Here is an 18,824-nt window from a genome sequence, read left to right on the forward strand (position 1 = left end):
TTCAGAACTAGTTCTTCGCATTGCTGCAAAGGGGGGATAAGGAACGGTAATGCGAACTATTATAAATTTTAAGCCAATTTTTTTGTAAAACTTGTTATACTCTATGAAGATAAAAAGGGAGGCAATGATTCATGAAATCCAGAAAGAAATCAATGAAACGTCTAGTAAGCGGGGTTATGATCTCTACGATCGCTGTTACTGCGGTTGGCTGTGGTGCCGGTGGAGATAAGGCTCCGGCAGCAGGGAAGGACTCGGGAGGCTCCTCATCGTCCGCGCCGCTTGAGCTGAGCATTATGCTACCTGCGTTCAAGCCTACGTTCCCTAAGGACGGAAGCCCGGTAGTCGCTGAATTGGAGAAATTTACCAATAGCAAAATACATTTGGAATGGGTGCCGGATTCCTCTTATGCGGATAAAATGAACATCACTCTTGCATCCGGTAAATTGCCTACCGTAATGGTCATCAAGGATAAAACAGCCAGCTTTATCAATGCTGCACGCTCCGGTGCTTTCTGGGAAGTAGGCCCTTATTTGAAGGACTATCCGAACCTGAGCAAGGCCAACCCGATCGTTAATAACAACATCTCCGTTGACGGCAAAATATACGGTGTTTACCGCGCCAGACCGCTCGGAAGAAACGGTATCGTGTACCGCAAGGAGTGGCTGGATAATCTTGGAATGCAAGAGCCTAAGACCATTGACGACTTTTACAACATGCTGAAAGCCTTTACAACCAAGGATCCGGACAAGAACGGCAAGAACGATACGTACGGTATGGTTATCTCCAAATACACAGGTCCTTTTGATATTATGCAAACCTGGTTCGGTGTTCCTAACAAATGGGGTGAGGACTCCAGCGGCAAGCTCATTCCTGCACACTATACGCCGGAGTACATGGATGCTCTCAAATTCTTCAAAAAGCTGTACGATGAAAAGCTGATCAACGCGGACTTTGCGGTTATGGATTCCAATAAATGGACGGATCCGATCGTCAATGGACAAGCAGGCGTTATGGTTGACGTAACCGACAATGCGGCACGGATCGATGATAAAATTCACGCCGCTCTGCAGCAAGCAGGCAAGGATGACAAGAACAAATACTTCATGGATATTCTGGGATCGGTAGCGGGTCCTAAAGGAAACCGCGCTCTGCCTACATCCGGTTATGCCGGAATGGTGGTTATCTCCAAATCGGCGGTAAAAACCGAGAAGGATCTGCGTCAAGTATTGGCATTCCTGGATAAGCTGAATGAAACAGAAGCACAAAATCTCGGCTTCAACGGCATCGAAGGCAAGCACTATAAGAAGGTGGAAGGCGGCATTGAGCCTGTTAAGGATACGGCCTTGATAGATCAGGAGGTCAGCGGCTTGAACCAAATGTTCATGGGCATTCCTGAGAACAGATATCTGGAAGTTGTTCAAACACCGGTCCGCAAAAAATCCAACGAAGTGCAAAAAGCTAACGAAGCCATCGTCGTGCCTAACCCGGCCGAGCCTCTTGTTTCCAACGTATACGCACAAAAAGGGCCTCAACTGGATAACATCATCAATGATGCCAGAACCAAGTTCATCGTAGGCCAAATTGACGAAGCAGGCTTCAAGGCAGCTGTAGAGCTTTGGAAAAAGAGCGGCGGCGAAGACTATGTAAAAGAAATCAACGATCTGTACCAAGCTTCGAAGAAAAAATAAGCGGAGTATAGCTCAAAGAAAACCTAAGGTTTCCCCAATCCCTTTGGCTGTGCCCTGTGGCACAGCCCGTTTTCTTGCCCTATAGACAACGTGTGCAAGGAAGTGTAAAGCACTGCAACAAAGTCTAAACGGTCTCCACCTGTATCACAAAAATATCCAATGGTTGTCAAATTCAATGTAAGCTACAGTAAGACTAAATTAAGGAGGAGAGACATGACTGCGATTAGTGAAGCATTACCATATCGGCTAGGCGAGCTCATCTATCACAATCCTTTAACCAGTGAAGAAGATGTTCAGCACTTTATTATGGAAGGACAAGCGGCCATTACCTTTCCGCAGAAGCGGATGCGGATGGAGAATATGCTGGATCCGCAGCTTGGACAACAGGCGAATTTTGTATTCTGGTGTCCGGTTGATTTTCCGGATTCCATTGCCGTCAGCTGGGATTTTTGGCCGATCCGGGAGCCCGGTCTTTGCATGACCTTCTTCTCGGCAACCGGAGCGAACGGGGAAGATTTGTTCGACTCAAGCCTTGCGCCGCGCACCGGTATTTATCCGCAATATCATAACAGCGATATCCATGCCTACCATGTATCTTATTTCAGACGCAAGGAAGCCGATGAGCGCAGCTTCCATACGTGCAACCTGCGCAAGAGCCGCGGCTTGCATTTGGTGGCTCAAGGGGGGGATCCGATTCCTTCCGTCCAAGACGCTTCCGGGCCATACAGGATCAAGGTTCTTAAATGGAAAGATGAAATCGTATTCATGATCAATGACATGGTTGTATTCCAATGGAGGGATGATGGAGTCACCTTCGGAAAGCGGCTGGAAGGCGGAAAAATCGGCTTTCGTCAGTTGGCCCCAATGATTGGGGAATACGCGAATTTACAAGTCCATGCATTAGAGAGAGGGTAGCCAATGACTCGTATCTATATTGCCGGAGATTCTACATCGGCCAGCTATCCGGCTGACCAATCGCCAATGGCCGGCTGGGGACAAATGCTCGGCGAACTATTGATTCAGGATGTAGAGGTACGCAATGAAGCGTCATGCGGTAGAAGCTCCAAAAGCTTCATGGATGAGGGCCGGCTTCAGCCGATTGCCGACACCATTCAGCCTGGCGATTATTTGTTCATTCAGTTCGGGCACAACGATCAGAAGGCGGATGCTGAACGGCACACAGAGCCGTTCACCACGTATTTGGATCATTTGCTCCAATATATAGCGGCAGCCCGTAAAAAGGGAGCGACACCGATTCTGTTCACCTCGGTCGCCCGCAGAAACTTCAACGATGAAGGCGTTCTGGTGCCGACACATGGCGATTATCCGAAGGCCATGAAAAAGCTGGCATCGGAGCAGAAGGTGCTATTGGTGGACATGGAAGCGGGAACGGAGGAGCTTTACCGTTCTCTAGGACCTGAGGCTTCCAAAGACCTATTCGTATGGCTTGAGCCTGGCAAGCACCCGAACTATCCGGATGGAGCACGGGACAATACCCATTTTAACGAGCGCGGGGCCAGAGAGGTCGCTAAAATCGCCGTATCCCGGCTGCTCGAGGTATGCCCGGAATGGGTACGGCTGGTAAAGGCAGCCGAAGAACGCACTTAAGAACCAAGAACATGATAGAATCACCGAATAAAAGGAGTGGGTAGTACGGTGGGTACACAAGCAGAACGAATTCAACTGCAATGGCTGGGACAAAGCGGACATGTTGCAGACGGATTAGGTGTAACATGGGGAATTCCATGGGCGGAAGGCGAGCTGCAGCGAAACGATTCCCTTGAATTGACGGATTCCAACGGCGGCTCAATCCCTGTTCAAAGCTGGCCGACAGCTTATTGGCCTGACGGCAGTGTCAAATGGTCGGCGCATGCCGCATCGATTCACGGGGATCGTTCCGACCGGTATTTCCTCGGCAAGGGGATGGCTGCAGCCCCCGAAGCATCCATAACGGTAACGGAGACCGAAGAAGTGATCGCCGTAGATACCGGAGTCATACTTTGCCGGTTCAACCGGGAAGGACAATCCATCCTCCGTTCCATCCATCGGGACGGCTCCCTGGTTTGCTCGGACGGCAAGCTTCAATGCGTACGCGAGGAACGTCACACTACAAGCGGAAGCAAGACCGTCAAGGAGCATAATTTCACAAGCCGCATCGCGAAGGTAGTCGTAGAGCAGGATGGGCCTGTACGTGCGGTGATTCGGGTGGAAGGCAAGCATAAGCTGAACAACGGTGTCAGAGAATGGATGCCTTTTACCGTCCGCTTCTATTTCTATGCAGGACAGCAAGCCATTAAAGCCATTCATACGTTCGCTTATGACGGCAATCCCCATATGGATTTCGTCAAGGGGATCGGCATGACGCTCAAGGTTCCTATGCAAGGGCCTTTATACAACCGTCACGTGCGCTTTACAGGTGACACAGGGATATTCAGCGAATCTCCTAAGCATCTGATGACCTATCGGACTACAGGCAAATACGAAGAGATCTTCAAGCGTCAAACCGCAGGCGAATATGTCAGCTTCGACCCGGTGGAGGATGAGCGGTTTATCGGTCTTATCGAAGAGTCCGCCGTATGGGATAGCTTCAAGCTAGTTCAAGGGTCGGCAGATTCCTATACGATTACGAAGCGGACCCAGGAAGGATGTGCATGGATTCGTGCCGCATTCGGGCAGCGGTCGTCAGGCACTGTATATGCCGGAGGAGAGAACGGCGGACTGGCCGTCGGAGTACGCAACTTTTGGAAAAAGTACCCGTCGTCCATGGAGCTTCATCATACTTCGAAGGATGAGGCGGAGATGACCGTTTGGTTCTGGTCGCCGGATGCCGAAGCGATGGATTTGCGCCATTACGATACGACGACGCATGTTCAGTCTTCCTATGAAGGCTTTGATGAAATGAGAAGCACGCCATTCGGTGTGGCCAATACGAGTGAGCTGGCTATCTGGTGCTTTGAGAAGACGCCAAGCCACGAGACCCTGCATGCGGTGGCGCAGGAATGCCAATCTCCGTCCTTGCTGGTGTGCAAGCCGGAATATTACCATGACGCCAAAGCATTCGGCATCTGGAGTCTCCCTAACCGGAGCACCCCGGTCCATTCCAAGATTGAAGATCAATTGGATGCGGCTATTGATTTCTATAAAGAGGAAATCGAGCAGCGCAGATGGTACGGTTTCTGGGATTACGGCGATGTCATGCACGGTTATGACCCTACCCGTCATACGTGGCGTTACGATATCGGAGGATGCGCTTGGCAAAATACGGAGCTGGTGCCGAATATGTGGCTCTGGTACATGTTCCTACGCTCCGGACGAGAAGATATATTCCGTATTGCTGAAGCCATGACCCGGCACACCAGTGAGGTGGACCTGTACCATTTCGGAGAATACTCCGGTCTGGGTTCGCGGCACAATGTCATCCATTGGGGCTGTGGCTGCAAGGAAGCCCGAATCGGGATGGCGGGCTTGCATCGCTTCTATTATTACTTGACTGCGGATGAGCGAATCGGCGACATCATGGATGAGGTGACCGATTCCGACTATACGACCGCCCATCTGGATCCGATGCGCTATTATTTCCCGAAAGACCAATATCCGACCCATGCCCGCGTAGGTCCGGACTGGGCGGCCTTCAGCTCCAACTGGATGACCCGGTGGGAGCGCTATGAGGATACTGCCTACAGGGATAAACTGCTGGTAGGCATTGAAAGCTTGAAAAATATGCCGAATCGGATGAAAAACCTGGCTGTACATGGTTATGATCCGAAAACCGGCAAGCTGTACGATATGGGGAACAATGCCGGCGGACATTTGGCCATCTGTATGGGCGGCCCTCAAGTCTGGATGGAATTGGCCATGATGCTTAAGGATGCCGAGTGGGAAAGCATGCTCGTGGAAATCGGAGCATTCTACAATCTTCCGCGGGAAGAAAAGCGCGCCCAGCTGGTCGGTGAACTCGCCAACGGCGGATTTGCATGGCCGATGTTCTCTACCGGTATCGCCGCCTATGCTTCGGTTCACAACAAGGATGAAGCTTTGGCTGAGCTTGCCTGGAGCATCCTGCTTAAGGATGAAGTCGGGCAGGTTCTATTGACGGATATTACGAAGCCGGTCGAAACCTTGGAATACATCAGACCTATCCGGGAAATTCCGTGGATTGCCACTAACACCATCTCTCAATGGTCTCTTAATGCCATCGTATGCATGGAGTTAATCAGCGGCTCTTTGGAAAAAGCCGCGGCGGCTCATACGGCTGCAGCACACTGAACGATTACACCATAGATCAAACACAAAGGCTCGTTCGCTTATTTGGGCGAGCTTTTGTGCACATATCGATTTACATATTTTTTACTTTATGGGACGAAAATGAAGGGGGAGCATGAAATGAAAAAGAAAATGGCAGGTACTTTGGCGGCATTGACCGTAGTAAGTATGATGGCAACGGCTTGCGGAGGCGGAAGTGATAGCGCCAATGCACCGGAAGGCAAGGATTCTGCAGTAAAAGAGAACAAGGATCCCGCCGAGCTGGTATTCTACTCCATGAGCCGCGACTCTGAAGCCAGCTTCAATGACCGCTATGGCGACGCGATTCGCAAGAAGTTTCCGAATTATACAATCAAGTACATCCAGAGGGCGACAGGCAGCGATCTGCAGGATTTGATCAATGCGGGTCAAAGAATCGACATTCAGTGGGACTCCATTGGTTCCTTCCCTGGGAGCAATATGGTGTATGAGATGAGCTATGATATGACAGAGCTTATGAAGAAGCATCAGGTGGATGTGAGCCGGTTCGAGCCTTCCTTGATTGACGCTATGAAGCAGCTGGGAAACGGAGCGATTTACGGTCTTCCCGTGTACAATGAACGTATGGCCTTATTTTATAACAAGGACATTTTCGACAAGCTCAATGTGCCTTATCCGAAGGACGGCATGACCTGGGCTGAACTGAACGAGATCGCCAAGAAGCTGAACGTCGAAAAAGACGGCATCACGTATACGGGCTTTTCGCCTTCGGTCAATCACTTGTTCCTAGTGAACCAGTATTCATTGCCGCTTCTTACCAAGGATTTGAGATCCAACATCACCAACGAGAAATGGAAGCAAATTCTTGACTTGCAGCTGATTCAGCCGACTCAAAATCCCGTCTACCAAAAGGCGATGGCCAACAATAAAGGGAAAATTCTGGACCTGAACCAGTTCGCCAAAGATCAGTCCTTGGCCATGTTCATCTCATCTCCTATTTTGCCGCAAGTGATGAAGGATGAATTGTCCAAATTCAATTGGGATATCGTCTCCGAGCCTACCATGCCGGATGCTCCAGGTGTAGGACCGCAATCGTATCCGGGTTATTTTGCCATTACGAAGATGGCGAAGGATAAAGACGCCGCAATGGAAGTCATTAAGTTCTTGACCTCGGACGAATACCAGATGGAATACTCCAAGAAAGGGATCATGACGACCTTGAAGAATGAATCGATCCAAAAAGCGCTCGGACAAGAAAGCGCTTTTAAAGACAAAAACTTCGGAGCGTTCTTCTACAACAAATTCCCTGCTATTGCTGACAAAACAATTCAGGAGAGCCAAGTGGCGATTCTCGGGACATATACCAAAAACCTGAACAAGCTATCTTCCGGAGACATGGATATTAACACCTACATGCGTACGGCGGAAGAGGAAGCCAACAAACTATTGGATAGCCTGAAGAAAAAATAATAGCCCCCGACTAGGAAAGCAATCGCTCCTTAGGGTATCGCAGCCTCGCAGCAGGCCGCAATACCCGGGGGCGATTTGTTTTTGTGGAAACATGAATAGCTCCGAACAGTTCAGGTTGAACCATGAACTTTAACCGGTTCAGGAAAAGTTTTTCATAAAGGTTCCCATCCGCTCGATAGCTTCGGTAATATTTTGAACCGACGAAGCGTAGGAGCATCGGATGTGGCCTTCCCCGCACGAGCCCAGTACATTGCCGGGGACAACAGCCACCTTCATTTCCGACAGCAGCTGGTCCGCAAATTGCTCGGAGGTTAGCCCGGTATGCTCAACAGACGGGAAGGCATAGAAGGCTCCTTTGGGCTCGAAGCAGGGCAGGCCAATTTCTTCGAATCCCTTCAAGATCAGACGTCTTCGCTGATCGTAGGATGCAACCATTTCGCTCACCTCATGGGAACCGTTGCGCAAAGCCTCTATAGCTGCCCGCTGTGTCGTTATAGGAGCACATATCATCGTGTATTGATGAATCTTGGTCATAGCGGCAATGACCTCGGGGTGGCCGCATGCATAGCCGAGCCTCCAGCCTGTCATGGCATAGGCTTTGGAGAAGCCGTTCAGCAGAATCGTACGGTCTCTCATACCGGGCAATTCGGCAAAGCAGGTATGCTTTCCGACGTAAGTCAGCTTCTCGTACACTTCATCGGAAATGACGATCAGATCGTATTTTTCCACCACTTTTGCGATCTTTTCCAGCTCTTCTCTTGGCATGGTCGCCCCGGACGGATTATTCGGGTAATTGATCAGCAAAGCTTTGGTACGAGGGGTAATGGCAGCCTCGACCTGCTCGGCTGTAATTCTGAACTCGTTGTCTGCCGAAGTGCTCAACGGAACAGGCACGCCTCCGGCCATGATCGTGCAGGGCGAATAGGACACATAGCAGGGCTCGGCAATCAGGACCTCGTCTCCGGGATGCAGGATGGCCCTCAAAGCCAAATCTACAGCTTCGCTGACACCGACCGTAACAAGAACTTCGTTACGTGGCTCATAGGTAACCCCATGATTGTCATGCAGGTGCCGGGCGATTTCCTCTCTTAGCTCGAGCAAGCCAGCGTTGGAGGTGTACATTGTATACCCTTTACGCAGAGAGTCGATGCCGTTTTCCCTAATGTTCCACGGCGTTACGAAATCGGGCTCACCGACGCCCAACGAAATGACGCCTTTCATCTCAGCTACCAAATCAAAAAAACGACGAATGCCTGAGGGAGGGAGATCCCTCACCGTAGGAGAAATACGATCGGACCATTGAATATTCATTACGTTCACCGGCTTTCTTTAGAATGGGAAACCTCTATCGAGGCCTATTTCAGATGAGAGAATCGTCGCATTCGACGACATAAGAATTGTAAAAATAAAAAAGCCCCCGCCCCCATAAAGGGACGAGAGCCTATGCTCACGCGTTACCACCCTAATTGACATCCTATTGGCAATCTCTCTAACCTGTCAGACGGCTGGATCCGAGCCGTACAACGGGTTAAAGGCAGGGGGGGCTCCGGTTAGAAGGTGCATTTGGACAACAAAAAAAGCCCCCCATCCCCGGAAAGGGACGAGAGCTTATGCTCACGCGGTACCACCCTAATTGACAATATTATGTCCACTCTTTCCGATAACGGCGGAAGACCGGCCTACTCCTACTAAGAAGTTCAGAGGGCGACTCCGGGGCGGCTTTCCATCAGGCTTCACTCCCGGGCTCTCACCATCCCCGAGTCTCTTTAAGGTTCACCACAATGTACTTTCCCCATCTGTGTCTTTGCAGCACTAAATTATTGAAAAATATAACACGGACTTTTGACGTCTGTCAATCGGTTATTTACAAAAATAGAATGTCCCCCGCAGCTTGCTGTTGTGCAATGGATTCACTTGTATTATGATCAGACAAGTAAGGAGAATCATTCGGCATGTACATAGGGAGTATAGGGAGGAATCGACCATGAAAATTGATGCTCACCAACATTACTGGAAGCTGGATCGCGGGGATTACGGCTGGCTGACACCGGATTCTGGCGTATTATACCGGGATTATTTGCCGGAACAGCTGAATGGCCATTTGAAGGCGAACGGGATCAGTAAGACGGTGGTCGTGCAAGCAGCGCCCACCTTGGCCGAGACGGAGTTTATGCTGAGCCTGGCAGAGCAGTCGGAGACGATTGCCGGTGTTGTAGGCTGGCTTGATCTGGAGGACAGCTCCTACAAGGAGCATTATGCGAGACTCAAGCAGAACCCTTATTTTAAAGGCATTCGGGTCATGCTGCAGGATATCGATATGGAGTATGCGTTTCGTCCGGCGGTTTTGGAAGCGCTGCGATTTTTCGAGCGGGAGCAGTTTCCAATTGATCTTCTGATCAAAACGCATCAGTTGGAGGATACCGTAAAGCTTTTGAAGCAGCTGCCCGATCTACGCGGAGTTATCGACCATATTGCCAAGCCCTTTATCTCCGAACAGCAGCTGGAGCCTTGGAGCACGTACATGGCACAAATAGCTTCAGATTATCCGAACATATACTGCAAGCTGTCCGGCATGGTAACGGAGGCAGATCATCAGAATTGGCGGGAAGAGCACTTTGTTCCTTATGTCCAGCACGTGGTATCCCGGTTCGGACCGCAGAGAATTATGTACGGCAGCGACTGGCCTGTCTGTCTGCTAGCCGCGGAATACGACGACGTATATAAGCTTCTGGAGAGCACGCTGCCGGACTCGCTGACGCCTTCCGACCTGGAAGATGTCTTCGGCCATAATGCCGCCCGTTTCTATAGACTCTAAGCTAACCCATGCCTAATGTAAGAACCGCTTGTGCCCTGGACATCCTCACCCCCATGCATGGCAGCTTGACAGGGGAGGGTTGTTCAGGAACCCCAAGCGGTTTTACCCATTTTTACAGTTGAATAGCCCGGATTTTGAATAGGAGCCAGTCTGTCGCAGAGTGATTTGTTAGCGTTTACAACGAAGACTGAGCACAGCTTTAGGGTGGACGATTACGTCGTTTTGCATACATTCTCATTGTAAGCTGAAAGCAATGCTTCCAGACTCTGGGCTGTATGAATATAGCTTTGCAAATCTTCATTGGAAACTTGGTTAAATATGGACCGTACTTCACTGAGAATATGGTTGCGCAAGGATTGGATCTTATCTTTGCCTGTACTTGTGAGCTGTACGAAAATAATCCGCCGGTCCTCAACGGAGCGAACCCTTTCAACCAAATGCTGGCGTTCCAATTTATCGACAAGGCTGGTTGCCGCACCTAGCGTAATGCATAAATAATCGGCAATATCGTTCATCTTCATGGAATGATGCTCCAATTGAAACATCACAGATATCGTTGAATTGTTAAGGTTAGGATCGATATTCATAACCTGCAGCGAGCGTTTGAGTTGCCGGCTCACGCAAAGTAACTTATTCAACAGTAAAGTCGTATTCTGTTCTTTGCTCATCTAACCTATCCCCTATCTAAAATGACATCTAGTGTTATTTTACTACATTACGACAAAAATTAATATGAAGGTTGTCGAATTTATCTTACTTTATATCTTTCCCGGTCGATTGGCGCACCCAGGCAGATTGTATATAATAGCATTAAATACAATCGGTAATCGGTTAAAGAAGCGGCTGGAGGGTATGTCATGCAATCGGGACTTTTAGTGATAGATGTCGGCAATACCAATACAAAAATAGCGGTATACAAAGAGCAGCAAATGGTGTATTTCTGGAGAGTGACGACACAGAGGGAAATGACGGCTGAAGAGATCTGGGTCGTATGGAGCCAGCTGTTTAAACAAAGCGGTTTCGCTTATGAGCGGCTAAGCGGAATCATAATCAGCTCAGTTGTACCCCCGTTAATGACGGCAGTAAGAGAAGTATGCCGCGCAAAGCTGGGTATTGCGCCGCTCGAGCTTGGCCCCGGGTTGAAAACAGGCCTGAGAATCGTGACGGACCAACCGGCCCAAGTGGGTGCGGATCGAATCGCAAGCGCCATTGCCGCCATCCACTTATACGGAGCGCCTGTTATCGTCATAGGCTTGGGGACAGCTACTACGATCAGCGTTGTCAATGAGCATAATGAATTTATCGGCGGGGCCATCCTTCCGGGAGGCGTTATTTCAGCGGAAGCATTGTATGAGCGCACCGCTCAGCTGCCTTCGGTCAACATCACCAGCCCTCAGCGGTTCCTCACTCACGACACGGCCTCCAGCATGACGTACGGGATCGTGAACGGAATAGCCGGACAAGTCGATGGTATTGTTACTCGCATTATTGAGGAAATGGCTTTGCCGTTCACCGTGGTGGCGTCGGGGGGATTATCCGAATTGATCTCTCCCGAATCCAGCACGATCCAGCACACGCACCCGGATTTAGTCCTTGAAGGATTACGGATCACCTGGGAGCTTAATCGTTAATATGGCGTTTGGACAGAAGAAAGGTCCTTCGCAGCCAGGCAGCGGAGGACCTTTTGGGATTACATTATGGCAGATGCACCGTTTTGACATGCTCCATATGAAGGAATAGCGTCTCTCCTCCGGCTGCGACCAGCTCGATCAGATTATTTTGCAGCGATTTAAGCTGACCGATTTTGTTCGGGTTTTCCCCGATATCGAGGACGACAAATTGACCTTCCAGCTTTTTCAGCTGCTGATCGAATGTTCTAGCCAGCGTTATCGTGGATGGACTTAGAGGGAAACGTTCCTGGTTCAGCGAATAAGGCGTCACATTGGGATCATAAGGCTTAAGATATTTCATGTGCTGCATCGGGATATAGACTACGTGATATACGGGTGAATAGAAGACGAAATAGTCATTCATTATGCTGGTTACATAACCATGAAGGGACTGGTTTCCGCTTGTATAAATTTCGGTGAACATCCCCTTGGCATTCATTAATATTTTGCGGAAGGAAATATCCTTTTGATCCTCGAACGGCATCTCGGCGGGAACTACAATAACGGCTTCGTCCTTGCTTTCTTCATATTGTGTCAGCTGCTGCAAATGCAGGAGAGGGATATACAGAAACTGTTGTCCATTATAAATCACCATGATGTCACTGCCCAGATTGATCAGTTTTCCGCGGATAGGCGTTTTTTTACCCGAAATATGGAGTTCTACCTGTTTATCAAGCAATGTGTTCAAGAGTGTCATAAAGCACCTCCTATTCTTAGAAATGTAAATGATGCGCGCTTACGTACTTAACTCAGCCGGGATACCGATATAACCCTATCGGGCATCCCGGCATGAGATCAATGCATGGCAGACTCAAAGAGATCCAACGCTTACTCCCTGCTTAGAAAAATAACCGTCATAAGAGAGACGGTTAATGTCATCCATTCGGATGAAGCAGGAATTGTAGAGTCACAGACTAGGACGGTTACAGTGCCTGGCATTAACGTCGGCTGTTCGATTTTTTGTTGCCGCCGGAGCTTCTGCTGCCGCTTTTATTATTTTTGTTGCTCTTGTTTTTGTTGCTTTTGTTTTTGTTGCTTTTGTTGTTGTTACCGCTCTTGCTGTTGTTTTTATTGCTTTTATTATTGCTGCCGCTTTTGTTGTTATTGTTATTGTTATTGTTGTTGTTATTATTGTTGTTGTTGCCGGAGCTCTTGTTAGCGGCTACGCTGACCGTTTTGATATGAAAAATAGGAATGCGGATAAGCTCTCTGTTGAAGAGCAGCAAGACAAAGTCTTGACTAACTTCAGCTATAAAGCCTTCTACTTTTTCAGGGCCGCCGCGGTTGATCTGAACGAATTTGTGGCGCAATCTTTGCAGTAATTGATTGAAGGTATTCGCATGAATGACGTTGGTCATTCCTCCGGATCTACCGCTTCGATTGCCGCTTCTGTTGCCGCCTGATCCCATTTGAGTAATGCTTTTGATGTGAGAACGATTAATAAATACGATACCGTTTGGTGTACTTACTACGATAAATTCGGATTGAACGGAGATCAGATTGCCCACAACGGAATCTGGACCGCCGCGATTCACCTTCACTTGAGTACCCACTAGATTGGACAGCATATTGCCTGAAGAGCCCTGCGATCTTGATCTTCCACTGGTATTCTGTGACATCATGTTAGATACCATTTGATGAAAATAACTCATTTTAACATTCCCCTCTCGATAAGTTACTAAAACTAGAAATCTTGTCATTCATAGCGGCCCTCATTCTACCTAGAGCCTGTTTCACTATCTTTCATTTGCACCTCACCTGCACGCTGCCTGCCAGTGAATTAATTCATAGGCAGCGACCTCCTTTCATTAATCATGGTAGGGAATTCATAGTTTATATATATGTATCCGGCAAGAAGGTGTACTAGTTGTCAATCTATATTTGCTAGAAGTTCCACGTCTATCTATAAGAGATTCAAAGAGGGCGCTTTAACAGGTCAATGTGTATATTTTGCGGCTAGCAAACTACAGTCTAGTTCACTTCCGATCGAATCTCATAGACTGAACTATCTCAATAAAGGAGGTAGTTTCAATTGCCGGGATCAGGAGGAAATCGTAGTGGAAGCAGGGGGAACCGTACTGAGGGAAGCAGAGGCAACCGCAGCGACGGAAGCCCGGGGAACCGCACGGGAGGAAGCAGAGGCAACCGCAGCGATAGAAGCCCAGGGAATCGCACTGGAGGAAGCAGAGGCAACCGCAGCCATAGAAGCCGGGGCAACCGTACTGGAGGAAGCAGAGGCAACCGCAGTCATAGAAGCCAGGGCAACCGTACTGGAGGAAGCAGAGGCAACCGCAGCGATAGAAGCCAGGGCAATCGCACTGGAGGAAGCAGAGGCAACCGCAGTCATAGAAGTCCGGGGAACCGCACGGGAGGAAGCAGAGGCAACCGCAGCCATAGAAGCCAAGGCAATCGCACTGGAGGAAGCAGAGGCAACCAGCCTGGATGCTAATATCTGAAGGGGCATTTGCTGGCATGGGAACAAACGCCGTGACGGCTATGGTCACAACCGCATAAGGTGAATTACCTCAAAAAGTCTATCATTCCTGTGATAGGCTTTTTGCTTTCTAAAGAAAGGCGGAATCGTTCCATGGAACTGTCAACTCGGTCAATTGTGATTGGAGATGAAGAGCGTTCAGCGCTGCAGAAAAACGTATGGAGTGAAAAATACGTTAAAGCCCATATGCTTATCCAGGGAAGAAGAGAGCCTATTCTCCTGCGTTACCGTGGAGGTCACACGCGCGATTATCCGAAAAAGTCATATGAGGTCGTACGTAATGGCAAAACGTATCATTATAATGCCGAATTCGACGATCCTTCCATGATTCGCAACGCGTTATCATTTCAATTCTTTCAATGGATTGGAGTACCCAGCCCCAGGACGCGTCACTGCTTGCTGAAGCTGAACGGGCAAAGCCTCGGTGTATATTTGGAAATCGAAGGGGTCGACCGGTATTTTTTCCGCAGCCGGAATATTTCCGTTAAATCTTTGTTCTATGCGGTTAATGATAATGCAGATTTAACGCTGATCAGTCCGGAAACCCAGAGAAGAAAATCCTCGCTGTTCAACGGGTATGAGCACATCATAGGGACTGAAGAGGACCGCCGGCAATGGAAATCGTTCATATTGAATCTGAACACGCTTAAGGGGAGCCGATTAGGTCGATACTTGAAGGAAAGGGTGGACATAGAGAATTATCTCCGATGGCTGGCCGGCGCCGTCTGTACAGGGAATTACGATGGCTTTGATCAAAACTATGCGGTATACCGTCATAAAAAAACAATGAAATATCGTATGATCCCATGGGATTACGAGGGAACATGGGGGCGTAATTGCTACGGCAAAAAATGCGGTAGCGACCTGGTTCGGATAGAAGGGTACAATCAGCTTACGAACAAACTGCTTTCCTTCAAAAGTGTTCGAAGCCGTTACAAGGTCCTGCTGCGCTCCATCGTCAAACAGCATTTGACGGTCAAAAAGATAGATCCGGTCGTACAGCAAATGTATGAGGCCATTGCTCCGCATATCTATGAGGACTCCATGCGCAAATGGTCGTTATCCATCTTTGACGGGGAGCCCGAGCTGATACGCAGCTATATAAGAGAGCGGCGAAAAATTATTCTTGATTCGCTTCATAAGCTGTGAAAATCGAGAAGAGGATGAAGCCTTTCCCAAAACCAATAAAATTTTTCGACAAAGTTTGTCGAAATGGCGCAAATAAGTTGACGTAGCGCCTATTTCAAAGGCATAATGGATTAAAATCGAATTAAGGGAATGGATAAACGAATGGGCATTGAGCAGCTTCTTGAGAAGGCGTCCGGCTATGTAAAAGAAAGTGATCTGAAGCGTATAAGAGAAGCCTACGAGTTCGCTGAACAGGCTCATTCGGGCCAGGTTCGCAAATCAGGGGAGCCTTATATTCTGCACCCGTTGGCCGTAGCGGAAATCTTGGTCAACATGCAGATGGATACTACTTCAATTATTGCCGCACTGCTTCATGATGTGGTAGAGGATACGACCGTTTCTCTGGAAACCGTAAACGAGAAATTCGGCAAAACCTGCGCTATGCTGGTGGACGGTCTGACCAAGCTCGAAAAAATCAAGTTTAAAACCAAAGAAGAGCAGCAAAACGAAAACTATCGAAAAATGTTTGTGGCGATGGCTCAGGACATCCGGGTCATTTTGATCAAGCTGGCCGATCGCCTGCATAATATGCGTACGCTGAAGCATCAATCGGAAGAAGCTCAGCGCAGAATAGCGGACGAAACGCTGGAAATATTTTGCCCGATCGCTCACCGTCTCGGGATTTCTGCCATCAAGTGGGAAATGGAGGATATTGCGCTTCGCTATTTGAATCCTCAGCAGTATTACCGCATTGTCAATTTGATGCAGAAAAAACGGACCGAACGTGAAAAATACATCGAGGATGTCATCACGACCGTGCGGGAGAAGCTGTCCGAAATGGGCATTGAGAGCGATATTTCCGGCCGTCCGAAGCATATTTACAGCATTTATAAAAAGATGACGGCCCGCAATAAGCAGTTTAACGAGATATACGATCTGCTGGCACTCCGAATCATTGTTGACAATATTAAGGACTGCTATGCAACGTTAGGTATTATTCACACGCTGTGGAAGCCGATGCCGGGCCGGTTCAAGGATTACATCGCTATGCCTAAGCCGAACATGTATCAATCTCTGCATACGACGGTCATCGGTCCGAAGGGCGAGCCTCTTGAGGTGCAGATCCGTACGTTCGAAATGCATAAAACGTCCGAGTACGGAATTGCGGCGCATTGGGCGTATAAAGAAGGCAGCATGGTGCCTTCCGGCAGCTTCGAGGATAAAATGAACTGGTTCCGAGAAATTTTGGAGCTCCAGCATGATGCCCAGGACGCCTCGGAATTCGTCGAATCGCTCAAGATGGACTTTTTCTCCGATCTTGTGTTCGTGTTTACTCCGAAGGGTGAAGTCATCGAGCTGCCAGCGGGATCGGTCCCGCTGGATTTTGCCTACCGTATCCATACGGAGGTCGGGAACCGTACGATCGGCGCGAAGGTCAACGGCCGTATAGTCCCGCTGGATTTCCGGCTGAAAACCGGGGATATCGTTGAAATTTTAACGTCCAAGCACTCTTACGGGCCGAGCCAGGACTGGATCAAGCTGGCGCAGTCCTCGCATGCTCGTACGAAGATACGCCAATGGTTCAAGAAGGAGAAGCGGGAGGAAAACGTCGAGAAGGGCAAGGACGCTATTGAGCGCGAGCTCAAGCGTCTAGGTATCGACCCTCCAACCTTGATGAAGGAAGATGAGCTTCTGGAGGTCGCGAAGAAATTCAATTTCAACGAGATCGAGGATATGTACTCAGCCGTAGGCTTTAACGGCATTACAGCTGCACAGATTGTCACCCGGTTGACCGAGAAAATGCGCAAGCAGCAGGAGGAGGCCCGTCAGCAGGCACTGCAGCTGACCGAAGAAGTGAAGGAACTGAAATCGGCGGCGACGGAGCGCAAAGGCCGGCCTACTCACGGTGTTCGTGTCAAAGGAGTGGACAACCTCCTCGTTCGCTTCGCACGCTGCTGTAACCCGGTTCCAGGGGACCACATCGTCGGCTACATAACGCGCGGCAGGGGAGTATCCATCCATAGGCAGGATTGTACCAATATCCCGGTTGCCGATGGCGGTGAAGAGGGGAACCGGGTGATCGAGGTCGAATGGGCGGATTCCATCGAAGCTAATTACAACGTTGAGATTGAAATCACCGGACATGACCGTTTCGGTTTCCTGAATGAGGTGCTTCAGGCGGTGTCCGAGAGCAAGACGGTGATTTCCGCCGTCTCGGGACGATCGGACAAAAACAAGATGGCGATTATTCATATGACCATCCTGATCCGCAATATTGAGCATCTTCACGCCGTCGTTGAAAAAATCAAGCGCGTGAAGGATGTATATTCCGTGCAGAGAATCATGCAATCGTAGCCGGTTCTTTGCATTATTACACGAATAGAGGTTAGAACACATAATGAGAGTGGTCGTTCAACGCAGCAAACAAGCGCAAGTGACCGTGGACGGAGCCGTTGTGGGAGCCATCGACCATGGGCTTGTGCTTCTGGTGGGTATTACGCACGAGGATACGGAGCAGGACGCCAAATTCGCAGCCGAGAAGATCGCAGGTCTTCGTATCTTTGAGGATGAATCGGGCAAAATGAACGATTCCGTTCTGGATGTAGGCGGGCAAATATTGTCCGTATCCCAATTTACCCTTTACGGCGACTGCCGTAAGGGCAAGCGCCCGAATTTCATGGCAGCAGCCCGTCCGGAGCAGGCAAAGCCTTTATATGACCGGTTCAATGAGCTGCTTCGGCAGCAAGGCTTAACGGTAGCGACGGGGACATTCGGAGCGATGATGGAAGTATCGCTTGTCAATGACGGTCCCGTTACCTTGATTATTGAAAGCAAATAGCGCTCTTCTAGTTGTTTTACGCTTTGGCAGGATGTCGATCTCCATGGTTAGGTTACGTCTGGTTTGGACAAAATAGAAGTATACCTACTACAAGGAGATTACATTTGTATGCATCAATCCGGTAAAGAAAAGGCAGTTGTCCAACCGGAGCAGCAGCTGCTGTTTTGCAGCTTGGACGAATCGTTGGGAATGGTTGCCGCGGCACTGTCCGAAAACGAGCTATCGGCAGGATATTCTTCCGTGAGTGAGCAGTTAAAAAGACAGACTCGTCAAACGTTCCGATGATCTCGCAATCTAGTTCTATTACGGAAAAACGTATGGCCCTCGGGAAATAAAAACTCCGGGGGCCTGTTTCTTTTCCTGAAAGCCGGCGGTGTGGTACACTAAGACAGGCATGTCCAAAGGGTAAATGCTTATAACTGGAATTTATAAGCAGACGCTGAAACATTTGGCGCCTTTCGCCGTATATAAAGGTTGG

General features: G+C 49.1%; 16 protein-coding genes and 1 other annotated feature. Of the genes, 12 read left to right on the plus strand and 4 right to left on the minus strand.

Going from position 1 to position 18,824, the window contains the following annotated elements; genetic code table 11:
* The first annotated feature begins 131 nt into the window (after positions 1–131).
* The 5 genes from B1728_RS23750 (at position 132) to B1728_RS23770 (ending at position 7,400) form a co-directional block, all read left to right on the plus strand.
* Positions 132–1,688, plus strand: a complete 1,557-nt coding sequence (locus B1728_RS23750) for an extracellular solute-binding protein (RefSeq protein WP_079912911.1) — start codon at positions 132–134, stop codon at positions 1,686–1,688.
* Positions 1,689–1,901: 213 nt separating this feature from the next.
* Positions 1,902–2,603, plus strand: coding sequence for a DUF1961 family protein (locus B1728_RS23755; protein WP_079912912.1), 702 nt, complete (start codon positions 1,902–1,904; stop codon positions 2,601–2,603).
* Positions 2,604–2,606: 3 nt separating this feature from the next.
* A complete protein-coding gene (locus tag B1728_RS23760; RefSeq protein ID WP_079912913.1) occupies positions 2,607–3,296 on the plus strand; it encodes a rhamnogalacturonan acetylesterase in 690 nt (229 codons plus the stop codon).
* Between the two features lie 48 nt (positions 3,297–3,344).
* Positions 3,345–5,954 carry an exo-rhamnogalacturonan lyase family protein gene (locus B1728_RS23765; RefSeq protein ID WP_079912914.1) on the plus strand — a complete coding sequence of 870 codons (2,610 nt, stop codon included), beginning with the start codon at positions 3,345–3,347 and terminating at the stop codon, positions 5,952–5,954.
* A gap of 117 nt (positions 5,955–6,071) precedes the next feature.
* Positions 6,072–7,400: an ABC transporter substrate-binding protein gene (locus tag B1728_RS23770; protein ID WP_179136171.1), complete on the plus strand. Its 1,329-nt coding sequence runs from the start codon at positions 6,072–6,074 to the stop codon at positions 7,398–7,400.
* 138 nt (positions 7,401–7,538) lie between these two features.
* Here B1728_RS23770 and B1728_RS23775 read toward each other — a convergent pair whose 3' ends face one another.
* Positions 7,539–8,711, minus strand: coding sequence for an aminotransferase class I/II-fold pyridoxal phosphate-dependent enzyme (locus B1728_RS23775; protein ID WP_218672319.1), 1,173 nt, complete (start codon positions 8,709–8,711; stop codon positions 7,539–7,541).
* A 282-nt stretch (positions 8,712–8,993) separates the two neighbouring features.
* Positions 8,994–9,208 (minus strand) — a binding site (T-box leader).
* A 176-nt stretch (positions 9,209–9,384) separates the two neighbouring features.
* On the opposite strand from B1728_RS23775, the gene B1728_RS23780 reads away from it, so the two are divergent.
* Positions 9,385–10,215 carry an amidohydrolase family protein gene (locus B1728_RS23780; protein WP_079912916.1) on the plus strand — a complete coding sequence of 277 codons (831 nt, stop codon included), beginning with the start codon at positions 9,385–9,387 and terminating at the stop codon, positions 10,213–10,215.
* A gap of 212 nt (positions 10,216–10,427) precedes the next feature.
* Here B1728_RS23780 and B1728_RS23785 read toward each other — a convergent pair whose 3' ends face one another.
* Entirely contained in the window at positions 10,428–10,883 is a 456-nt protein-coding gene (locus B1728_RS23785) for a MarR family winged helix-turn-helix transcriptional regulator (protein WP_079912917.1), read from the minus strand.
* A 189-nt stretch (positions 10,884–11,072) separates the two neighbouring features.
* Between B1728_RS23785 and B1728_RS23790 the strand changes: the two genes are divergently transcribed.
* Positions 11,073–11,846 (plus strand): type III pantothenate kinase, encoded by a 774-nt coding sequence (locus B1728_RS23790; protein ID WP_079912918.1) that lies wholly within the window; start codon positions 11,073–11,075, stop codon positions 11,844–11,846.
* 64 nt (positions 11,847–11,910) lie between these two features.
* Here the strand turns inward: B1728_RS23790 and B1728_RS23795 are convergent, their stop codons facing one another.
* The gene (locus B1728_RS23795) at positions 11,911–12,582 is read right to left on the minus strand and encodes a DUF2642 domain-containing protein (RefSeq protein WP_079912919.1); all 672 of its coding nucleotides are present in this window, start codon (positions 12,580–12,582) and stop codon (positions 11,911–11,913) included.
* A 241-nt stretch (positions 12,583–12,823) separates the two neighbouring features.
* Complete coding sequence (locus tag B1728_RS36400; RefSeq protein ID WP_179136172.1) at positions 12,824–13,537, minus strand: hypothetical protein; 714 nt, start codon at positions 13,535–13,537, stop codon at positions 12,824–12,826.
* Between the two features lie 405 nt (positions 13,538–13,942).
* On the opposite strand from B1728_RS36400, the gene B1728_RS23805 reads away from it, so the two are divergent.
* From B1728_RS23805 to B1728_RS36405, 5 genes are all read left to right on the plus strand, one after another.
* Positions 13,943–14,341, plus strand: a complete 399-nt coding sequence (locus tag B1728_RS23805) for a hypothetical protein (protein WP_179136173.1) — start codon at positions 13,943–13,945, stop codon at positions 14,339–14,341.
* Between the two features lie 131 nt (positions 14,342–14,472).
* Positions 14,473–15,528 (plus strand): CotH kinase family protein, encoded by a 1,056-nt coding sequence (locus tag B1728_RS23810; RefSeq protein WP_079912921.1) that lies wholly within the window; start codon positions 14,473–14,475, stop codon positions 15,526–15,528.
* A gap of 141 nt (positions 15,529–15,669) precedes the next feature.
* On the plus strand, positions 15,670–17,862 hold the full coding sequence (locus tag B1728_RS23815; RefSeq protein WP_079912922.1) for a RelA/SpoT family protein: 2,193 nt from the start codon (positions 15,670–15,672) through the stop codon (positions 17,860–17,862).
* 43 nt (positions 17,863–17,905) lie between these two features.
* Positions 17,906–18,346, plus strand: coding sequence for a D-aminoacyl-tRNA deacylase (gene dtd, locus B1728_RS23820; protein WP_079912923.1), 441 nt, complete (start codon positions 17,906–17,908; stop codon positions 18,344–18,346).
* A gap of 108 nt (positions 18,347–18,454) precedes the next feature.
* Entirely contained in the window at positions 18,455–18,631 is a 177-nt protein-coding gene (locus B1728_RS36405; RefSeq protein ID WP_179136174.1) for a hypothetical protein, read from the plus strand.
* Positions 18,632–18,824: the final 193 nt, after the last annotated feature.

It is taken from the genome of Paenibacillus sp. 32352, from assembly GCF_002042965.1.
Taxonomy (GTDB): domain Bacteria; phylum Bacillota; class Bacilli; order Paenibacillales; family NBRC-103111; genus Paenibacillus_S; species Paenibacillus_S vulneris.

Coding starts and splice junctions, on each gene's coding strand:
- B1728_RS23795 (WP_079912919.1), bottom strand. CDS start 12,582: ATGACACTCTTGAACACATTGCTTGATAAACAGGTAGAACTCCATATT.
- B1728_RS23755 (WP_079912912.1), top strand. CDS start 1,902: ATGACTGCGATTAGTGAAGCATTACCATATCGGCTAGGCGAGCTCATC.
- B1728_RS23785 (WP_079912917.1), bottom strand. CDS start 10,883: ATGAGCAAAGAACAGAATACGACTTTACTGTTGAATAAGTTACTTTGC.
- B1728_RS23770 (WP_179136171.1), top strand. CDS start 6,072: ATGAAAAAGAAAATGGCAGGTACTTTGGCGGCATTGACCGTAGTAAGT.
- B1728_RS23790 (WP_079912918.1), top strand. CDS start 11,073: ATGCAATCGGGACTTTTAGTGATAGATGTCGGCAATACCAATACAAAA.
- B1728_RS36405 (WP_179136174.1), top strand. CDS start 18,455: ATGCATCAATCCGGTAAAGAAAAGGCAGTTGTCCAACCGGAGCAGCAG.
- B1728_RS23775 (WP_218672319.1), bottom strand. CDS start 8,711: ATGAATATTCAATGGTCCGATCGTATTTCTCCTACGGTGAGGGATCTC.
- B1728_RS23760 (WP_079912913.1), top strand. CDS start 2,607: ATGACTCGTATCTATATTGCCGGAGATTCTACATCGGCCAGCTATCCG.
- B1728_RS23810 (WP_079912921.1), top strand. CDS start 14,473: ATGGAACTGTCAACTCGGTCAATTGTGATTGGAGATGAAGAGCGTTCA.
- B1728_RS36400 (WP_179136172.1), bottom strand. CDS start 13,537: ATGAGTTATTTTCATCAAATGGTATCTAACATGATGTCACAGAATACC.
- dtd (WP_079912923.1), top strand. CDS start 17,906: ATGAGAGTGGTCGTTCAACGCAGCAAACAAGCGCAAGTGACCGTGGAC.
- B1728_RS23750 (WP_079912911.1), top strand. CDS start 132: ATGAAATCCAGAAAGAAATCAATGAAACGTCTAGTAAGCGGGGTTATG.
- B1728_RS23815 (WP_079912922.1), top strand. CDS start 15,670: ATGGGCATTGAGCAGCTTCTTGAGAAGGCGTCCGGCTATGTAAAAGAA.
- B1728_RS23780 (WP_079912916.1), top strand. CDS start 9,385: ATGAAAATTGATGCTCACCAACATTACTGGAAGCTGGATCGCGGGGAT.